Annotated in this window: 14 protein-coding genes; 2 read left to right on the plus strand and 12 right to left on the minus strand. The window is 72.2% G+C overall.

All coding sequences use genetic code 11. The annotated features are described in order from the left end of the window. Positions 1–202: 202 nt before the first annotated feature. The 5 genes from ACWFR1_RS28385 to ACWFR1_RS28405 all read right to left on the minus strand — a co-directional run bounded on the left by ACWFR1_RS28385 (position 203) and on the right by ACWFR1_RS28405 (position 9,160). Complete coding sequence (locus ACWFR1_RS28385) at positions 203–397, minus strand: acyl-CoA carboxylase subunit epsilon (protein WP_453555907.1); 195 nt, start codon at positions 395–397, stop codon at positions 203–205. 15 nt (positions 398–412) lie between these two features. Next, positions 413–1,996: an acyl-CoA carboxylase subunit beta gene (locus ACWFR1_RS28390; RefSeq protein ID WP_453555909.1), complete on the minus strand. Its 1,584-nt coding sequence runs from the start codon at positions 1,994–1,996 to the stop codon at positions 413–415. 164 nt (positions 1,997–2,160) lie between these two features. Continuing rightward, on the minus strand, positions 2,161–4,491 hold the full coding sequence (locus tag ACWFR1_RS28395; RefSeq protein ID WP_453555911.1) for a polysaccharide lyase 8 family protein: 2,331 nt from the start codon (positions 4,489–4,491) through the stop codon (positions 2,161–2,163). Between the two features lie 156 nt (positions 4,492–4,647). Continuing rightward, on the minus strand, positions 4,648–8,520 hold the full coding sequence (locus tag ACWFR1_RS28400; protein WP_453555913.1) for an endo-alpha-N-acetylgalactosaminidase family protein: 3,873 nt from the start codon (positions 8,518–8,520) through the stop codon (positions 4,648–4,650). A gap of 130 nt (positions 8,521–8,650) precedes the next feature. Continuing rightward, positions 8,651–9,160, minus strand: a complete 510-nt coding sequence (locus ACWFR1_RS28405) for a hypothetical protein (protein WP_453555915.1) — start codon at positions 9,158–9,160, stop codon at positions 8,651–8,653. Between the two features lie 262 nt (positions 9,161–9,422). On the opposite strand from ACWFR1_RS28405, the gene ACWFR1_RS28410 reads away from it, so the two are divergent. Continuing rightward, positions 9,423–10,034, plus strand: a complete 612-nt coding sequence (locus ACWFR1_RS28410; protein ID WP_453555918.1) for a YceI family protein — start codon at positions 9,423–9,425, stop codon at positions 10,032–10,034. An 83-nt stretch (positions 10,035–10,117) separates the two neighbouring features. Here ACWFR1_RS28410 and ACWFR1_RS28415 read toward each other — a convergent pair whose 3' ends face one another. Together ACWFR1_RS28415 and ACWFR1_RS28420 are read right to left on the minus strand one after the other, a co-directional pair. Continuing rightward, on the minus strand, positions 10,118–11,275 hold the full coding sequence (locus tag ACWFR1_RS28415; protein WP_453555920.1) for a serine hydrolase domain-containing protein: 1,158 nt from the start codon (positions 11,273–11,275) through the stop codon (positions 10,118–10,120). Between the two features lie 67 nt (positions 11,276–11,342). Beyond that, positions 11,343–11,789, minus strand: coding sequence for a DUF4267 domain-containing protein (locus tag ACWFR1_RS28420; RefSeq protein ID WP_453555922.1), 447 nt, complete (start codon positions 11,787–11,789; stop codon positions 11,343–11,345). Between the two features lie 155 nt (positions 11,790–11,944). Between ACWFR1_RS28420 and dnaN the strand changes: the two genes are divergently transcribed. Then, the gene (gene dnaN, locus ACWFR1_RS28425; protein WP_453555924.1) at positions 11,945–13,048 is read left to right on the plus strand and encodes a DNA polymerase III subunit beta; all 1,104 of its coding nucleotides are present in this window, start codon (positions 11,945–11,947) and stop codon (positions 13,046–13,048) included. A gap of 45 nt (positions 13,049–13,093) precedes the next feature. Here dnaN and ACWFR1_RS28430 read toward each other — a convergent pair whose 3' ends face one another. The 5 genes from ACWFR1_RS28430 to sigJ all read right to left on the minus strand — a co-directional run bounded on the left by ACWFR1_RS28430 (position 13,094) and on the right by sigJ (position 19,432). Continuing rightward, positions 13,094–14,446: a hypothetical protein gene (locus ACWFR1_RS28430; protein WP_453555926.1), complete on the minus strand. Its 1,353-nt coding sequence runs from the start codon at positions 14,444–14,446 to the stop codon at positions 13,094–13,096. Between the two features lie 64 nt (positions 14,447–14,510). After that, positions 14,511–16,142, minus strand: coding sequence for a citramalate synthase (gene cimA, locus ACWFR1_RS28435; RefSeq protein ID WP_453555928.1), 1,632 nt, complete (start codon positions 16,140–16,142; stop codon positions 14,511–14,513). Between the two features lie 283 nt (positions 16,143–16,425). Beyond that, entirely contained in the window at positions 16,426–17,766 is a 1,341-nt protein-coding gene (locus tag ACWFR1_RS28440) for an MFS transporter (RefSeq protein WP_453555930.1), read from the minus strand. 75 nt (positions 17,767–17,841) lie between these two features. Further along, positions 17,842–18,387 carry a TetR/AcrR family transcriptional regulator gene (locus tag ACWFR1_RS28445; RefSeq protein ID WP_453556015.1) on the minus strand — a complete coding sequence of 182 codons (546 nt, stop codon included), beginning with the start codon at positions 18,385–18,387 and terminating at the stop codon, positions 17,842–17,844. A gap of 118 nt (positions 18,388–18,505) precedes the next feature. Beyond that, a complete protein-coding gene (sigJ, locus tag ACWFR1_RS28450) occupies positions 18,506–19,432 on the minus strand; it encodes an RNA polymerase sigma factor SigJ (protein WP_453555932.1) in 927 nt (308 codons plus the stop codon). Positions 19,433–19,510 lie beyond the last annotated feature (78 nt).

Here is a 19,510-nt window from a genome sequence, read left to right on the forward strand (position 1 = left end):
CGTCGAGACCGTTCGCCCATCCTTCCCCGACGGCCCGCTTCCCGCCGCCGAGGTACGCGACGGCCGCCTCCTTCGTGCGTACGGCGGGCGTACAGCGGGCGTGCAGGAGCCGTACGGCGGGCGTCCGGCGGGCTCGTGCGGGCCGTGGTACGCCGAAGGCCCCCGCTCCGGGTGGGAGCGGGGGCCTTCGGTGCGGCGGGGGTCAGCCCTGCCAGGAGTGGGAGGGGCGGAAGCCCGACTGGCGCTCAAGGCGGCGCCAGCCGGCCGTGGAGCGGCCGTCGTACGTCTCGGTGGGCTGAGCGGACGCACGGGCGAGCAGGACCGCCGTGATGGCGGCGAGCTCCTCGGGGTCGGCGAGGCCCTTCTCGACACGGAGAAGATTGGCAGGGGTGGTCACGTGGGGTGGCTCCTCTTACTGAGGCGGGTTGCCGTGCTTGCGGGACGGCAGGTCGGCGTGCTTGGTGCGGAGCATCGCGAGGGACCGGGCGAGCACCTGGCGGGTCTCGGCGGGGTCGATGACGTCGTCGACCAGGCCGCGCTCCGCCGCGTAGTACGGGTGCATCAGCTCGGCCTTGTACTCCTTGACCATGCGGGCACGCATGGCGTCGGAGTCCTCGGCCTCGGCGATCTGCTTGCGGAAGATCACGTTGGCGGCGCCCTCGGCGCCCATGACCGCGATTTCGTTGGTGGGCCAGGCGTACGTCAGGTCGGCGCCGATGGACTGGGAGTCCATGACGATGTAGGCGCCGCCGTAGGCCTTGCGCAGGATCAGGCTGATCCGGGGCACGGTCGCGTTGCAGTACGCGTAGAGCAGCTTCGCGCCGTGGCGGATGATTCCACCGTGCTCCTGATCGACGCCCGGCAGGAAGCCGGGCACGTCCAGAAGAGTGATGATCGGGATGTTGAACGCGTCGCACATCTGCACGAAGCGGGCGGCCTTCTCGGAGGCCTCGATGTCGAGGACACCGGCCAGCGACTGGGGCTGGTTGGCCACGATGCCGACGACCTGGCCGTCGAGCCGGGCCAGGGCGCAGATGATGTTGCGCGCCCAGCGCTCGTGGATCTCCAGGTAGTCGCCCTCGTCGACGAGCTCCTCGATGACCTTGTGCATGTCGTACGGGCGGTTGCCGTCGGCGGGCACCAGGTCGAGCAGCACGTCGGAGCGGCGGTCCGCCGGGTCCTCGGAGGCGACGGTGGGCGGGTTCTCGCGGTTGTTCTGCGGGAGCATCGACAGGAGGTAGCGGACCTCGGCGATGCAGGTCTCCTCGTCGTCGTACGCGAAGTGCGCGACGCCGGAGGTCTCGGCGTGCACGTCGGCGCCGCCGAGGCCGTTCTGGGTGATCTCCTCGCCGGTGACCGCCTTGACGACGTCCGGTCCGGTGATGAACATCTGCGAGGTCTCACGGACCATGAACACGAAGTCGGTCAGCGCGGGGCTGTACGCGGCGCCGCCGGCGCACGGGCCGAGCATCACCGAGATCTGCGGGATGACCCCGCTCGCCCGGGTGTTGCGCTGGAAGATGCCGCCGTAGCCGGCGAGCGCCGAGACGCCCTCCTGGATACGGGCGCCCGCGCCGTCGTTCAGCGAGACCAGCGGCGCACCGGCCGCGATGGCCATGTCCATGATCTTGTGGATCTTCGTCGCGTGGGCCTCGCCCAGCGCACCGCCGAAGATCCTGAAGTCGTGCGCGTAGACGAAGACCGTACGGCCCTCGACCGTGCCCCAACCGGTGATCACACCGTCGGTGTACGGCTTCTTCGCCTCCAGCCCGAAACCCGTCGCCCGGTGCCGGCGCAGCTGCTCGACCTCGCTGAAGGAACCGGCGTCGAGCAGCAGCTCGATGCGCTCGCGAGCGGTCAGCTTGCCCTTGGCGTGCTGGGCCTCGGTGGCCCGCTCGCTCGGGCCGCGGAGCGCCTGCTCGCGCAGGACGTGCAGCTCGGCCACTCGGCCACGGGCGTCAGCGGGCTCGCTCGGGATCTCGTCCACAACGGTCATGTGTCGACCCTACGAAGCCGGACAAGAAAACCCCGCCGTCGACTCCGTACAGTCTCCCGTGTCGATTCCTGGTGGGGCTGGACAGAACCGTCACCTGTCCAGCCCGAGTCAACAGCCAGGGACCCCCCGTGTTTGTAGGGTTCTCACACAGGCCGAGTCGGCGCCTAGACGAGGACCTCGCAACGGTGCGTGGCACCCGCCGTACCGGGGGTGATCCGCAGACGGAGCGAGCCGCCCGTCCCGAGCACCTCCACCGAGGGGTCGTGCGCCAGCACCCGGCGGACCGGGCGGTCCCAGGTCAGCTCGATCGGCTGACCCGTGCGGGGCGGTTCGGCGACCCTCAGGTCGAGCATCGAGCGGTGCCTGCGGACGAGGACGCTCGCCGGGGCGGTGACCGTGAGCGGCCCCACCGTACCGGCCTGCCAGAAGTTCGCGGCGGTCAGTCCGACGGACGGGACGGCGACCGCCTGCCGCTCGGCGGTGTTGTCGAGAACACGCAGCCAGTCCGGGTCGGCGGCGCGGGCGGCGACCCGGGCCCGGGAGGCGCCGGGCAGCAGCGCGTACACGTAGGAGGCGGCGACCGGGTCCGTGCCGTGGTCGAGCCAGAGCGTCCGGTACCGGCGGGTGCGGCGCTCGGTCGAGCTGGTGGTGTTGATGTCGCTCCAGGCGCCGGTGCGGTCGTCGAGGACGGTGCGGAGGTTCGCCGTGCCCTCGGGGAGGACCCAGCCTCCGTGGCCGTCCAGGTGCGCCCAGCGGTCTCCCGTGGCGAAGGCCTGGGTGCCGGCCTCGCCGAGGAGGCGGTTGTCGACGACGGTCTCGACGGGCACCCCGTCGGTCGCGGTGATCCCCGCGCCGAGGCAGATGACGGCGTCCGCCGCGCAGAACCAGGACTTCCGGGCCTCCAGGGTGGAGCCGAGGCCCTTGAGGTGCTGGCCGACGGCCGCGTACTCGCCGTCGGTGGCCCCGCCGACCCACCGGACGGCCGGCCGGGGCGCGCCCCACTCGCCGCCGGCGCGGTCGGCGAGCCGCTTGGTGGAGACGGTGGTGCCGGGGAGGCGGTACGGGTCGACGGTGGGCCAGAACCAGTCGGTGTACTGGTCGCCGAGGTCGGGCGTCCACCAGGAGAGCATGCCGGCGCCGGTGTGCCAGCCGCGCGGGTTCTCGCCGTTGCCGCACTCGTAGTACGAGATCCGCTGCGAGGCCATGGCGATGTTGGCGGCCCAGCCGGGGCGGCGGTGCACGGCCCGGTCCATGGCGGCGAAGAGCCGGTGCCCGGTGGGTTCGGGGGCAGCCGGGACGGGGGCCGCGGCCACGGCGTGCAGCCGGGCGAGGTCGGCGACGCCGAACTGGCGGGCGGCGAGGATCGGGGAGACGGTGTCGCGCTCGATCCACCCCTTCACGCGCGCGTGCCAGCGGTCGCGTTCGGCGGCGGAGGCCCCGCCCGCGAGGAGGGCGACGGCCGCGATGACGCCCTGGCCGTGGAAGTGGTCGGAGCGCATGATCTGGCGGTCGTCGTTCTTGAGGTATCCGCGGCTGATGGCGCGGCCGTTGACGCTGTCCATCATCAGGCCGTCGTAGATGAGGGGCGCGTAGGCCTTCTCGACGCTGTCGAGGACGATCTGGCGGTTCGGGTCGGTGACGGCCCAGCTGGAGCCGGCGAGGAGCGAGAAGAGGCGGCCGAGGCCGTCGAGCATGACCTGTCCGTACGTGCCGGAGTAGGCGACCCAGGTGTGCTGGACGAAGGAGCCGTCGGCGTAGAGACCGTCGCCCTGGGTCACGTACGGGAAGACGGGCGAGAGGGCGTCGCGGGCGAGGGCGATCTTGGCGGGGTTCGCGCCGAGGACCCCGCGCAGGGCGACCGAGCGGCACAGGTCGACGCGGTTGGCGCCGGTGGAGGTGCCGCTGTAGTTCGTGAGCACCGCGTCCGGGACGAAGTGGTCGACGGCGGCGCAGGCGGCGGCGATCCGCTCGGCGCCGAGGTGCGGGTGGAGTGCGGCGACGATGTCCATGAGGAGGCGGGGACTGCCGATCTGCCACTCCCACCAGTTGCCGTAGCGCGGTGCGCCCGCGCGGTAGACCGTGGCGGAGAGGTGGTCGAGTCCGGTCAGGACGTCGGCGAGCAGGGCCGGGTCGCCGGTGAGGCCGGTGCCGGGCTGCGCGTACGCCTGGGTCATGGTCCACAGGCGGCTGTAGCTCTGGGTGATGCCGGCCGGCGGGTCGAAGGTGACGCCGGGCCAGAGGGAGGTGGGCGCGGGGGCCATGGAGGCGCGGAAGGCGCGGGCGAGCGTGCCCGTCTCGGCGAGCTTGGAGGCGTAGGGCTCGGCCCCGGCGTCGAAGCCGGAGCCGAGCTGGAGGTCGAGCCAGCGGAGGCGGAGCGCCTCGAACTCCCCTTCCGCCTCCGCCGCGTGGGCGGTGGGGAGAGGGAGTCCGAGGGCCGCGGTCGCGGCGGACGCGGTGATCAGGAACGTACGGCGGGACCAGGCGGGGACGGACACGGGAGCCTCCCGGGGGAAGTGGTGGAGACCGTTCGACGCCTGGTGTAACACCGGTTTTCCGACGCAATCAATGAGCACGACAGGGAGGAGCGAAAGCGCTTTCCGCCTTGCCTCGGCCACTCGGCCGCCGCGTCACCCGCCGCATCGGCCGCCGCTTCAGCTCCCGCAGTGGAAGCGGGCGTTCCCCCAGTCCGCGTGGTCGTTGCCGTTGCCGTCGCCGCCGTCCCCGACCACCAGGTCGACGTAGGAGGCGCCGGTGACGTCGGCGGTCAGCGACCAGGCGGTGTCCGTGGCCTTGAGGACCGGGGACTTCACCTTCTCCGTGCCGTCCGCGAGGACGCTGAACTGGACGGTGCCCCGGCTGGCCTGGACGTCGTCGACCCCGACCTCGGCGGTGAGGGAGGTGCACCGGCCGCCGAGGTAGTAGCGGACCTTGGCGGGGGCGTGGCTGCCGAGCCCCTTGGCGTACGTCACTCCCCCGATCCGCAGCGCGGAGCCGTCGCCGGTGCCGGTCTCGCCGTTGGAGAGGTCGCGCTCGACGGGTCCCCAGCCGTTGGCGGCCGAGGTCCAGTCGAGGTCGCTCGCCCAGCTGTCGGCGGTGGGCGGCGGGGGCAGGGTGCGGACGGTGGTGGCGGCGGTGAGCTTCCGGGCGCCTCCCCCGAGGTCGTACGTGACCTCGGCGCCGAGCGTGTACGGGCGGTAGGGGGCGTCCACGGGCGGGGTGACCCGCCAGGTGACGGTGGCGCTGCCGCCCGCCGCGACCGGCTCGACGGCGACGGGCGCGGCCGGTTCGGCGGTCCAGCCCTCGGGGAGGGCGATCGCGGCCCGGGCGCCGGTGATCGCGGCGGCCTCGTCGTTGGTGACGGTCGCCGTGACCTCGTTGGCGCGGCCGGGCTCCAGGGTCTCCGGGGCGGTGACGGCGAGGGTGCCGCAGGCGGCCCGATCGGCGGCCGGGCCGAGGTCGGTGACGGTGAAGGAGTCGAGGACGAAGTCGGCGCCGTCGGGGGCGTCGCCGCGCTTGCGGAGTCCGGTCCAGGTGTCGCCGCAGCCGGCCGTCACGGTCTCGGAGAAGTGCCCGGTCGTCCGCTGCTGCCCGATCGGGGTGCGGCGGGTCTCGACGGCCGGTCCGCTGCCGCTCGTCCGGTCGTAGCCGGTGACCCACTCGTAGGCGCCGGCGTGGCTGGACTGGTAGTCGTACGCGACGCGGTAGCTGTGCCCGTCCTTCATCGGGACGGTCCAGGGCGCGGTGCGGTAGACGAGCCCGCTGTTCTCGTCGTGGGACTTGAGGGACTCGGCGCCGCCGATGACGTCGTCGATCAGCTTTCCGTTCCAGCCGGCCTGGGTGTAGGGCGCGTGCAGCTGGGCGATGTGGGTGCGCGGGTCGGTCGTCCCGCCGGAGTCGCCCTTGAGGAAGGGGCCCCAGCCCTGGTCGACGGCCTCGAAGTCCTCGTACGCGACCGCTCCGGCCTTGGTGGCGGGGTCGTTGGCCACGATCCGGACGTCGTCGGTCCGGACGGTCGCGGTGCTGCCGCTCGCGGCCTCGATCCGCAGCGGGGTGGACCCGTCGGCGGGGGCGGTGAAGGTGACCTTGGCGCGCTGGAAGCGGGTGCCGTTCCAGTCGGAGGCGGCGACCCGGTCGTCGAGGGCGGAGCGCTCGACGGTGACGGACTGTCCGCCGATGGAGAGGGTGGTGGGGCGGGTCTTGCCGGCTTCGACCTCCACGAGGGCGGAGGCGGTGTACCGCTCGCCGGGGGTGAGGCCGGTGATCCGCTGGTGGACGGAGGCGGCGGCGGTGCCGGTGAGCTTCGCGCTGTTGCGGCCCTGGGCGTCGGTGTCACGGGCGACGGTGCCGGTCTTCGACCAGGCGCCGAGCCGGCTGTCGTTGAAGCCGGGGTCCTTCACCGGGGTGCCCTGACCCCAGAGCGGGTCCTGGGCGACGGGGGCGGCGCGGTAGAGGACGTACGGCTGTCCCGCGACGGCGTCGAGGGTGATGCGGCCGTTGACGGGCCGGACGGTCGCGGTCTGGGTGCGGCCGTTGTCGGTGAGCTTGTGGACGGTGTACGAGGCGGTGCCGGGCACGGCCCAACTCGTCTTCCCGCCCGTCTTGTTGTAGTGGTAGAGCTTGGTGCCGCCGGCCCAGGGGAGCAGGTAGGCGTCGCCGTCGAGGACCTTGCGGCCGTTCTCGTAGAAGGTGCGGCGGCCGTTCTCGACGGTGCCGCGGACTCCCCCGGTGAAGGTGAGGTCGTTGCCGTTCCAGCGGGTGATCTTCTGCTGCTGGAGGTACTTGGCGGGCAGGTTGCGCTGCCAGATGTTGGCGGTGAAGTCGTTCCAGTCGGTCTCGCCGGTCCAGCCCTCGAAGTCGACGAGCGCGGTCTGGCCGAGGACCGGGTGGTTGTTCCAGACGTCCTTCTCGCCGTTGCGGATGAAGCGGACGATCTGGGAGTTGAGGCCCTTGTTGGTGGCGCCGCCGTAGTCGAGGTCGTTGGCCCAGTGGGACCAGAGGGAGGCCCGCTCGAACTTCTCGGACCACTCGGTGGCGACGTTCCAGCCCTGCTTCTGGACGGCCTGGACCGTCTTGTCGGCGATCCAGCCGTGCGTGTAGTAGACGTCGATGTAGAGCGCGGAGAGGTTGGGGTCGGTCTCGTCGCGCAGCTGCTGGAAGCGGCGGGCGAGGTCGCCGCTGTTGATGTCCCGGCGCTGGTCGATGTAGTAGCTCTGGTTGAGCCAGTTCCAGCCGGGCTTCGTCCGGTCGACGAGGGTCTCGCTGAAGTTCTTCGCCTCGGGGTACGACTCGGTGGCGTTGACGTGGACGCCGAATCCGGCGCCCCACTTCCTGCCCTCCTTGAGGAGGACGTTGAGGTCGTCGAGGCCGCCGGCGCGCTTGTTGTAGTTGCCGCCGTAGTCGGGGTGGGCCGAGTCGTGGCCCTCGGAGCCGTACCCCTTGAGCAGGGCGAACTGGCCGAGTCCGTCGGTGGCGAGCGAGATCCGCTTGACGTCGTCGAGGGTGCGCAGGAAGGGGTGGGTGGCCTGCGAGGCGAAGTTGAACGGGATGTGGGCGACGACCCGGCCGGGGGTCTGGTCGCTGCCGGGGGCCTTGATCCCGATCGTACGGAAGGCGACGGCGCCGTCCTGCCAGTCGGTGGCGCCGTCGGCGTTGGCGTCGGGGGTGACGACGACCTTGGCCCAGGGCAGGTCGTCGCCGCTCTCGGGCTGCGGGGCGCCGGCGCCCCGGTAGGTCCACTGGCCGGACCAGACGCCGACGCGGGTCTCGGTCGCGGTCGTCCTGGCCTGGTGCCAGAAGCGGGCGCCGTCGCGGGCGGAGGCGCCGGAGGGCTTGTCGTAGCTGGAGTTGGACTCGACGGCGGCGGCCAGCTGCCCGGTGTTGACGAGCGCGTAGCTCGCGCCGACGGGCGCGGTCTGCGCCGGGGTGCCCGCGGTGACCTGGGCGAAAACGTCGGCGGTGCGGGTGGAGTCCGGGTCGAGGCGGGTGAAGGCGGTGGCGGCGCCGCCGTCCGACGAGCCCACGGAGACGAGGTCGTGGCCGGGTATGTCGAGGGTGCCGACGCGGAAGGTGTCGGTGTCGCGGACGGCGGTGACCCGGAAGGTGGTGGTCCGGCCCTGGACGCTCAGGCTCGCGTCGATCTCGACGCCGGGCAGGTCGGGGAAGGCGAGGGTGTACGCGGCGGAGGAGGCGGTCAGGACGGGGGCGCCCTTGGCCTGGACGGCGTAGGGGGTGCCGTTGAGGACGACCCGCGTCACCGGGGCCGTACTGCCGAGGAGGCGGGCGCCGCCGGCGCGGTCGGTGTACGAGAGGACGCGGGGGAAGTCCTCGGCGACGGCGACGGAGAGCTGGGCGGAGGCGATGACGGCGCCGGCCGTGGTGGTGGCCGCGGCGGCGGCTGCGGCTGCGTCCTCGGCGAGGGGGGTGCCGGCCTCTGCCAGCGCCGGGCCGGACAGGGCGAACACGGCGGATGAAGCGGCGGCGAGCGCGCAGGCCGCACGGATTCTTCGCGACTTGGGGAGGGGCATGCGCACTAGTTGGCCCCGTCCCCCCGGCACCGTCAACGAGATCGCGCCGCACGGGCCCCTCCAGTCCAAGAACCCCCTCCGGTTAGTCCAAGTGACCATCGGAGAGGGCCTTTTCGGGCGGGGCGTACGGTCAGCAGCCGCCGCAGTTGTAGAAGGTCACGTCCCAGTGGTTGCCCTCGTCGGCGTAGATGTTGCCCGCGCCGGACTTCCACTGCGGGGAACCGTCACCGCGCAGGCCGATGTAGGTGAACGTGTTCTTGATGTAGCTCCCGACGCACGTGTACTTGCTGAAGTCGAGCTTGTAGCCGTTCCAGTGCGAGTACGTGCCGCTCGCGTGCCCGGTCTCGGTGCCGCCCGTGACGTTGAGGGCGCAGCCGCTGGCGCTCTTGAGGGTCTGGGCGCCCTGGGCGGTGGCGAGGTTGAGCTGCTCGAAGGACGTACAGGTGGAGTTGTAGCGGTCGGAGCAGCCGCCGGACGAGGACCAGGTGATGCCGGAGTTGCGGAACATCGAGGTCGCGGTGGCGTGGCTGATCTTGGTGACCGCGTGGGCCTCGCCCGGGGCGGTGAGGACGCCGACGCCGGGGGCGAAGAGCGCCCCGAGGACGAGGGCGAGGGCGGTGAGGACGGAGCGGAGCTTCATCGGGAGTGCCTCCTGCTGGTGACCGTGACGGTTAGGGACGGCGGTGCAGGTGGTGCCGGTGGCGCGGAGGAATCAGTGACGCAGGGAGATGGTGCCGTAGTTCTACGCGCGTCCGAAAGAGGGCCTCGGCGCCCTGGCGGCCTCGATCGGGTGAACGGTTTCCAGAGATGTTGAAAGTTGAACGGAATGGGGTTACAGTCATTCTCGTTGAAGGTTCAACAAGAACCGCTCAGCACACATCCCGATCAAGGAGCTGTCAGTCATGGGTCTGTTCAACCGCAAGAGCAACGAGTCCGCCGTCGCCACCGCCACCCTCCCGGTGGACCCCGCCCTGGCCGCCCTGACCGGTGACTACACCATCGACCCGGCCCACAGCAGCATTGGCTTCACCGTCCGTCACGCCATGGTCACGAACGTCCGCGGCACCTTCGCCGAGCACGAGGGCGCGCTGAAGCTCGACGGCTCGAACCCGGGCGCCTCCTCCGCCTCCATCGATGTCAAGATCGCCTCCATCGACACGGGCATCGGCGACCGCGACGGTCACCTGCGCAGCGGCGACTTCTTCGACGCCGAGCAGTTCCCGCTGATGAGCTTCCGCTCGTCGACCGCCGAGCAGCTGGGCGGCGACAAGTACCGGATCACCGGCGACCTGACCATCAAGGACGTCACCAAGCCGCTCTCCATCGACCTGGAGTTCAACGGCACCGCGACCGACGTCTACGGCAACGAGCGCGTCGGCTTCGAGGGCTCCGCCGAGATCCTGCGCTCCGCCTGGGGGCTGACCTGGAACGCGGCCCTGGAGACCGGCGGCGTGATGGTCAGCGACAAGGTCAAGCTGAACTTCGACATCTCCGCGATCAAGAACGCCGCCTGACCCCGGCTTCGCCCCGGACGACACACGAGCGCGCCCGCCCTCCGCGACAGCGGAAGGCGGGCGCTCGGCGTTCCCCCTACGGCTCAGACGGCCCGCTCGGCCGCCTCGACGACCGCCGGGACCAGCCGGTCGTTCTCGGCCGCGCCCGGGCCCGCCATGAAGCCGAAGCGGCGGCGCGCGTAGCTGTACGCGAGGCCGGTCGCCGGGTCGGCGAAGGCCTGGGAGCCGGGAGCGCCGCTGTGGCCCACGGCCGCCGGGCTCAGGGAGGGGTGGCGGGTGGCGAGCGGGACGAAGCCGAGCCCGAAGGCGTTCTCCGAGCCGGTCACGAGGTCGGTGCCCTCGGAGTGGATCCGGGCGACCTCGGCGAGCGTGTCGGGCGCGAGGAGCGGGGGCCGGCCGTCGAGCTCGCCCGCGATCGCCGCGTACATCCGGGAGAGGCCGCGCGCGGAGCCGATGCCGCCGCCGGAGAGGGGTGCCCGCTCCCGTACCGCACGGGAGTTGGCGTAGCCGACGATGTCGAAGGGCGGGTCGGCGTGGAAGTTGAACGCGATGGCCAGGAGGCTGTCGGGGGCGATCGGGTTCGCGGCGAGGAGTGCCTGCTCGGCAGGGGTGGGCAGCATCGGCAGGGCCGTACGGAAGCGGGGCTCCAGCTCCTCGGGCAGGCCGAGGTAGTAGTCGATGCCGTACGGGGCGCGGACCCGCTCCTCGTACAGCGCCTGGACCGTCCGGCCGGTGGCCCGCAGGACCACCTCGCCGACCAGGGCGCCGATCACCAGGGCGTGGTAGCCGTGGCCGGTGTCCGGCTCCCAGAAGGGCCGCTGGCCGGCGAGGCGGGCGGCTGTCAGACGGTCGTCGGCGAGCTCCTCGAGGGAGAGGCCGCCGTCGGCGCCGATCACGCCGGAGCGGTGGGCGAGCAGCTGGCGGAGCGTGATCTTCTCCTTGCCCTCGGCGGCGAACTCGGGCCACCAGGAGGAGACCTCGCGGTCCAGGTCGAGGGCGCCCTCCTGGACGAGGAGGGCGGCGATCAGGGCCATGGCGCCCTTGGAGGAGGAGTAGAGCCCGAGCAGGGAGTCCCCGTCGACGCCGTCACCGCCCCAGAGGTCGACGACGAGCCGGCCGCGGTGGTGGACGGCGAGCTGCGCGCCGCCGTCCCGTGCCTCGTTCGCGGCGACCTCCGCGAACGCCTCTCGTACGGACTCGAATCCGGGCTCCACCGTGCCGTGGACGCGGACGTCACTCATCGCGTGCTCTCCCCCTGCTGCCTGTTTGCTGTTTGTTGCTGCCTGTTGCTGTCGGTCGCTGTCGTGATCAGACGGTAGAACCCGCAAGGACCCGATTCCCTTCCCGCACCGGCGCGTTCGTCCCGACCCCGTCCCGGGACGTCACGAAGAGCAGGCCGGCCGTGAGGAGGACGACGACGCCGGTCGCGGCGTGGATGCCGAGCGCGGCGGCGTAACCGCCTCCATGAGTGAGGACGGCGAGGCAGTCCCCGAAGGGGACGATCGCGAGGAGCAGCATCACCCAGGCCAGCGGGCGGCGCTTGCCGAGGGCGAGCAGGGTGAGCACGACCGCGCCGTTGGCGAGGTCGCGAACCGCCTTGACCGTGAAGTACCCGGCGGCGTCGCCCTGGGGCCAGGCGGGGATGCCGAAGCCGGTGGCCGCCCACTCCGGGGCGAACAGGAAGTTGATCCCGAACCAGAGGCAGGCGAGGCCGAGCAGGACGGACAGGACGGTGGCGAGGCGGTGTGTGGCCATGATTCCCCCAGAGGATCGATCTAGCGGCGCTAGGACTGGTGGCAACACTAGACCTAGCATCGCCCCCATGTCTAGCAGCGCTAGAACCCTGTGTGAGGTACGCCTGAATCCGCTGGTCGACGCCGTTGTCAGTGGGGGTCGCTAGCGTCGGGGACATGGAATTCCGTATCGACAGCGGCGTGTTGACCGACGCCGTCGCCTGGGCCGCGCGTGTGCTGCCCGCCCGCTCCCCGATGCCCGTCCTCGGCGGCCTGCTCCTGGAGGCGTCGGAGGGCCGGCTGCGGGTGTCCGGACTCGACCACGACGCCTCCGCCCGCGTCGAGGTCGAGGCCGACACGATCGTCGAGGGCCGCGCCCTGGTGCTCGGCCGCCGCCTGCTCGACATCTGCAAGGTGCTGCCGCACGGCCCCGCGGAGCTCGCGGTGGAGGGCGCCCGCCTCGCCGTGACCTCGGGCGGCGCCCGCTTCGGCCTCTCCCTGCTGCCGCTCGACGACTACCCCGCCCCGCCCGCGCCGCCCGAGGTCCGCGGCCTGGTGGACGGGGACGCCTTCGCGGCGGCGGTCGGCCAGGTGGCCGTGGCGGCGGGCCGGGACGACTCCCTGCCGGTCCTCACCGGGATACGGCTCGCCCTGGACGGTACGACCATGACGGTGGCGGCCACCGACCGCTACCGCTACGCGGTCCGCACCCTGGAGTGGAAGCCCGAGGGGGACGCCGACCCGGAGCCCGCCGACGTGGTCGTCCCGGCCCGCCGGCTGGCCGAGATCGCCCGCTCCCTCGCGGGCGGCGGGCCGGCCCGCCTCGCGCTCGACTCCGGCTCGATCGGCTTCGCGAGCGCGGGCATGCGCACCACCACCCGGCTGCTCGACGGCCGGCTCCCCCGCCACGACAAGCTCTTCGCCCTCGGCGACCACGTCCTGGCGGTCACGGAGCGGGCGCCGCTGACCGAGGCCGCCAAGCGGGTGGCGGTCGTCGCCGAGGGCGACAGCCCGGTCCAGCTGACCTTCACCGCCGCGGGAGTCCACCTCCAGGCGGGGTACGAGGACGACGTGGCCTCGCAGCACGTCCCGGGCACCCTCACCGGGACGGACTCCATGACGGTCGCCTTCAACCCCGGCTACCTCCTGGACGCGCTGACCTCGCTGGACGCCCCGGAGGTCCGCTTCCACCTCCTCGGCCCCGGCCAGCGGGCCCTGCTGACCGACGCCGAGGACCCGACCCACCGGCACCTGCTGATGTCGGTGAAGCCGCTGGTCTGACGTCGGTCGAGCGGTGCGCCGGTGCTGTTCCGCACGAGGGTGCGGTCAGAAGCCTCCGCCGCCGTCGAATCCGCCGCCGCCCCCGAAGTCGCCGCCACCGAAGCCACCGCCTCCGCCGAAGTCGCCACCGGAGAAGTCACCGCCCGAGAAGTCGCCACCGGAGAACTCGCCGCCCCCGAAGTCGCCGCCGCCGTACTCGGTGGCGTACGCCGGGGTGGCGAGCGCGGAGCCGAGCATGGTGCCCACGAGGAGGCCGGGGAGGAGGCCGCCGCCGAAGTAGCCGCCGGCCCAGGGGCCGTAGGCAGGGCCCGCCTCCCAGTAGGGGCGGCGGCCCGAGTCCGTGTCGACGGTGCGGGTGAGGGGGTCGAGGCCGTCGTCGAGGCGGGCGGCGTCGGCGGCGCAGACCGGGACCTGGCGGGCGGCACTGCCGGCGGGCCGCCACTCGCGGTCCTCGGTGGAGGGGCCGTGGCGCGGGTCGAAGAAGCAGGGGGCGCGCCGCTCGGGCAGCGGGCGGGATTCGCGGCGGGCGGCGAGGAGGGCGAGGGAGAAGCGGCCGTCGTCTAGGGCCTGCGTGACCGCGCGGACGTCGTGCGGGTGGGTCGCGGAGCCCATGAGGGACTTGGCCTTGTCGTACGAGTCGAGGGCGCGTTCGTAGTCGCCGCGCTTGGCGTCGTCGGCGCCGGGCTCGGCGGGGTGGAAGTCGAGGCGTTCGAGCTCCTCGCCGAAGGCGGTGATGTCCTCGTCGACGACGACCCGCAGCTTGTCGAGGGCCTCGCGCTCCTCGGCCTCCTTGCGGAGCCTCTTGCGGCGGACGACGGTGTACGCGGCTCCGCCGCTCACGGCGACGACCGCGCCGAGGGTGACGAGTCCGGCGACGGGGACCCCGGAGTCGGCGCCCACGGAGCCCCAGGTGGCGGGGGCGGAGCCGCGCATGGCGGGGAGGGCCTGGTCGGCGAAGTTGTTCAGCTCGGTGGCCGCGTCGACGCCCGGCTGACGTACGGAGGAGACGAGGTTCTGGACGGCCCGCTGCGAGAGGACCGAGGAGTCGGCCTTCGCGTCGAAGCCGTCGCCGAGGCGGATCGCGTACAGGCCGGTGACACCGGTCTGGGTGCGCAGGATCTGGAAGAGGTCCTCCGGCGGGAACGCCGCGTTCGCCGGCAGGACGGCCACGAAGAGCGGCTTGTCCGCGTCCTTGATCTTCTGGGCGAGGGCGTCCGCGTCGGCCTGCGAGAGCTGGGCGGCGGCACCCGGGTCGACGTACACCGGGCCCTGCTTCAGGGCGGCGGCGACGTCGGGTATCCCCGTGGCCCTGGCACCCACGGAGGGGGCCAGGGCCAGGAGCAGCAGGAGTATCAGCCCGGCGAGGGCCGACAACGCGGTGAGCGACCTGGTCCTCATGTCTCGACGCTACCCGAACGCCGCAGAACAAGACATAGCGGACCTGTCGGTTTATTTCGACGAACTACTCGGCGGGGTCGATCCCGGCCCGCAGCAGTCCGTACGTGAAGGCGTCCTCCAAGGCCTGCCAGGAGGCCGCGATGACGTTCTCGCCGACGCCGACCGTCGCCCACTCGCCGTTGCCGTCGCTGGTGGTGATCAGGACCCGGGTCGTGGACTCGGTGCCGTGGCGGCCCTCCAGGATGCGGACCTTGTAGTCGACCAGCTCGAACTTGGCGAGCTGCGGGTAGATCCGCTCCAGGGCCGCCCGCATCGCCAGGTCGAGGGCGTTGACCGGGCCGTTGCCCTCGGCGGTGGCGACGATCCGCTCGCCCTTGGCCCAGAGCTTGACGGTGGCCTCGTTGGCGTGGGTGCCGTCGGGGCGGTCCTCGACGATCGCGCGCCAGGACTCCGTACGGAAGTAGCGGCGGGCCCGGCCCTCGGCCTCCTCGCGGAGCAGCAGCTCGAAGGAGGCGTCGGCGGCCTCGTACGTGTAGCCCTGGAGCTCGCGCTCCTTGACCCGCTCGACGACGCGGGCGACGAGCGCGCGGTCGTCGCCCAGGTCGACGCCGAGCTCCTTGCCCTTGAGCTCGATCGAGGCCCGGCCGGCCATGTCGGAGACGAGCATCCGCATGGTGTTGCCGACGAGCTCGGGGTCGATGTGCTGGTAGAGGTCGGGGTCGACCTTGATGGCGGAGGCGTGGAGCCCCGCCTTGTGCGCGAAGGCGGAGACGCCGACGTACGGCTGGTGCGTGGAGGGCGTGAGGTTGACGACCTCGGCGATGGCGTGCGAGATCCGGGTCATCTCGGCGAGCGCGCCCTCGGGCAGGACCTTCTTGCCGTACTTGAGCTCCAGGGCCGCGACGACGGGGAAGAGGTTGGCGTTGCCGACCCGCTCGCCGTAGCCGTTGGCGGTGCACTGGACGTGCGTGGCGCCCGCGTCGACGGCGGCGAGGGTGTTGGCGACGGCGCAGCCGGTGTCGTCCTGGGCGTGGATGCCGAGGCGGGCGCCGGTGTCGGCGAGGACGGTGGCGACGACGGCCTGGATCTGGGCGGGGAGCATGCCGCCGTTGGTGTCGCAGAGGATGACGACGTCGGCGCCGGACTCGTACGCGGCGCGGACGACGGCCTTGGCGTAGTCGGGGTTGGCCTTGTAGCCGTCGAAGAAGTGCTCGCAGTCGACGAAGACGCGGCGGCCCTGGGAGGCGAGGTGGGCGACGGTGTCGCGGACCATCTCCAGGTTCTCGTCGAGGGTCGTGCGCAGGGCCAGTTCGACGTGCCGGTCGTGCGCCTTGGCGACGAGGGTGATCACCGGGGCGCCGGAGTCGAGCAGCGCCTTGACCTGCGGGTCCTCGGCGGCGTTGCCGCCGGCCCTGCGGGTGGCGCCGAAGGCCACGAGCTGGGCGTTCGTGAACGTGATCTCCTGGCGGGCGCGGGCGAAGAACTCCGTGTCGCGCGGGTTGGCGCCGGGCCAGCCGCCCTCGATGAAGCCCACGCCGAACTCGTCGAGGTGGCGCGCGATGGTCAGCTTGTCGGCGACGGTGAGGTTGATGCCCTCACGCTGCGCCCCGTCACGCAGCGTCGTGTCGAAGACGTGGAAGCTGTCGTCGACGTGGCGGTCGTCGAGGCTCGGGCTCTCGCCGTTCTCCGTGGTCATGACTGTGATGGCTCCTGTCGGATGTGGCTCCGGAAGGTCTGGATCCACTTGCCCCCATTCTCACGCGCTGTACGTCTCCGGCGTGGGTGGGGCCGGAAAACGAAAAAACCCCTCGCGGGTGCGAGAGGTCTGCGCGCGGGTCTGAGGCACGGTGTCCACTGCCGCGGGAGTTGTGCCGCGGAATCAGTGGCCACTGCGGACCGGCGCGCCGCTGCCGATAATCATCGTGGTAGCAAGCACGCCGGAAGTCTGACACAGGTGGGGAGCCGCCGGGACGGCGGTCTCACGATACGGGCAGCTGATCCCGCTTCTGTCCGGGCAGGGTCCCGGGGCCGCCGGAGCCCGCGGCGCCGACCCGGCCCAGGTCGATGTCCCGGGTCTCCCGCATCGCGAGATAGACGACCAGGGAGACGGCCGCGCAGCCCGCGACGTACCAGGAGAAGCCGGATTCGATGCCGGCGTCCTTGAACCACAGCGCCACGTACTCGGCGGTGCCGCCGAAGAGCGCGTTGGCGATCGCGTACGGGAGGGCGACGCCGAGGGCGCGGATGCCGGTCGGGAAGAGCTCGGCCTTCACACAGGCGTTGATGGAGGTGTAGCCGGTGACGACGAGCAGCGCGAGCAGGGAGAGGCCGAGGGCGGGCCAGAAGGAGCCCGCGTGCTTCAGCATCGCCAGGATCGGCACGCTGAGGAGGGTGGAGCCGACCGCGAAGGTGATGAGGAGCGGGCGGCGGCCGATCCGGTCGGAGAGCCGGCCGGCCAGCGGCTGGAGGCAGGCGAAGACGATGAGGGCGCAGAAGGAGACCAGGGTCGCGGTCTGCTTGGGCAGGCCCGCGGAGTTGGAGAGGTACTTGGTGAGGTAGGTGGTGTACGTGTAGTAGGCCACGGTCCCGCCCATGGTGAGCGCGACCACGAGGAAGGCCTCGCGCCGGTGCGCCCAGAGCGCCTTGAGGGTGCCCTGTTCGCCGGCGGCGACGCCGTCGCCCGCGGTCTCCTCGTACACCTCCGTCTCCAGCATCGTGCGGCGCAGGTAGAAGACGACGGCCGCGCCGAGGGCACCGATGACGAACGGGATGCGCCAGCCCCAGCTGTGCAGGGCCGCGTCGGACATCGTCCGCTGGAGGACGATCAGCAGACCGAGGCCGAGGATCTGGCCGGCGGTCATCGACACGTACTGGAAGCTGGAGGCGAAGCCGCGGTGCTCCGGCGCCGAGGCCTCCGTGAGGTAGGTGGCGCTGGCGGCGTACTCGCCGCCGACGGAGAGGCCCTGGAGGAGGCGGGCGATCAGGAGGACGGCGGCGCCGCCGTAGTCGGCGACGGCGTAGGTGGGGGCGACGGCGATCAGGAGCGCCGAGGCGGACATCAGGGTGACGGTGAGGGTGAGCGCCGTCTTGCGGCCCTTGCGGTCGGCGACCCGGCCGAGGAGCCAGCCGCCGACGGGCCGCATGAAGAAGCCGACGGCGAAGATGCCGGCGGTGTTCATGAGTTTGGCGGTGTCGTTCCCCTCGGGGAAGAAGGATCCCGCGAAGTAGGTGGCGAAGCTCGCGTACACGAACCAGTCGAACCACTCGACCATGTTGCCGGCGGAGCCGACCCAGATCTTCTTCCAGTGCTCTCGTCCCATGGACCGGAACCGTGCCGGAGTTCCCGCCCGGGCAACAAGGCTGTAGCGCGCAACGATCCTGTGTACTTACGTGCGTTACGGTCGCGGCAGCAGGTCCTGCTCGATGAACTCCCGTACGTGGGCGAGGACTTGAGGCCTCCCGGTGCCCGGGATCCCGACGGCCACATGCACACTGAAGCCGTCGAGCAAAGCCCTCGTGCGGGTGGCGAACCGGTCCGGGTCGACCGCCCGGAACTCCCCCCGCGAGACGCCCTCGGCGAGGATCGCGACCAGGTCCCGGTGCCAGGCCCCCTCGATGGCGGCCTGCCGGGCGCGGGCGTCGTCGTCGGCGTTCTGCGAGCGGTTCCAGACCTCCAGCCACAGGGTCCAGTGCGGGTCGCGCGGCCCGTCGGGCACGTACACGTCGACGTATCCGTCGAGCCGCTCGCGCGCGGTCCCCGGCCGGGCGAGCAGGGCGCTCCGCGCGGCGCCGAGCCGTCCCTCGCTCCACTCCAGGGTCTGGAGCAGCAGCTCGTCCTTGGTGCGGAAGTAGTAGAGCAGGTGCCCGCTGCTCATCCCGACCTGTCGCCCGAGCCCGGCCATGGTGAGCCCGTCGAGCCCGCGCTCGGCGATGGTGTCCATCGCCGCGGCGAGCACGTCCTCGCGGGGCGGGGCGGCCTGGTTGCGGCGGCGGGGAGGGGGTGGGGTCGGGTCGCTGCTCTGACTCACCCGTATGTTCTACAGGATGGCCCCGCGGAGGTCAGACCGGGCCGGTCCCGGTCCACGCACGGAGTTTCTCGGGGTTGCGGACCGCCCAGATGCGGCTGACGCGATCACCGTCGAACCCGAAGGCGGCCACGGTCACGGTCACGCCGGTGTGCTGGGCGACGAGCCCGGGCACGCCGTTGACCGTCCGTTCCAGGAGCTTCAGGCCGGGGGCCTTGTCGGCGATGTGGATCAGGTACGCCGCGACCTCCTCGCCGCCCTCGACCGGGTGGAGGACGGTGCCGACCAGACCGCCGCCGTCGGCGACCATCGCGGCGTCCGGGTCGAGGAGGCCGACGAGGGCCTCGATGTCCCGGGCCTCCCACGCCTCCTTGAAGTGCCGCACCAGACCGGCCTGCCCCGCCGAGGGCGCCGCCGGGGCCTGCGCGGCGCTGACGCGCCGACGGGCCGAGGTCGCCAGCTGGCGGCAGGCGGCGGACGTCCGGCCGATGATCTCGGCGATCTCCGCGAAGGGGTAGCGGAAGACGTCGTGGAGGACGAACGCCACGCGTTCGGCCGGTGTCATCGACTCCAGGACGACGAGGAAGGCCATGCCGACCGACTCGTCCAGGGTGATCCGGTCGGCGGGGTCGTCCCCGGCGGCCCACTCCGCGCGGTCGGGCAGCGGCTCGGGTATCCAGGCGCCGACGTAGCGCTCGCGCCGGGCCCGCGCGGAGCCGAGCACGTCGAGGCAGATGCGGCCGGCCACCGTCGTCAGCCAGGCGCCGGGCGACAGGATGGCCGCCCGCTCCCGCTCCGACAGGGCGTACCAGCGGGTGTACGTCTCCTGCACGGCGTCCTCGGCCTCGGCCAGCGAGCCGAGCAGCCGGTAGGCGACGTCGGTGAGATGGCGCCGCTCGCCGACGACCGCGCTCGGGTCCGGCTCGGACCGGTCGTGCCCCGGCTCCGTCTGTGTGCTCATGGCGACGACCGCCCCCCGCTTCCCCGTGAGACCGACGCCTCACCTCACATTTCGCGGGGCTGCGTCGTCGGACAGTCG

It is taken from the genome of Streptomyces sp. NPDC055103 (assembly GCF_053607625.1).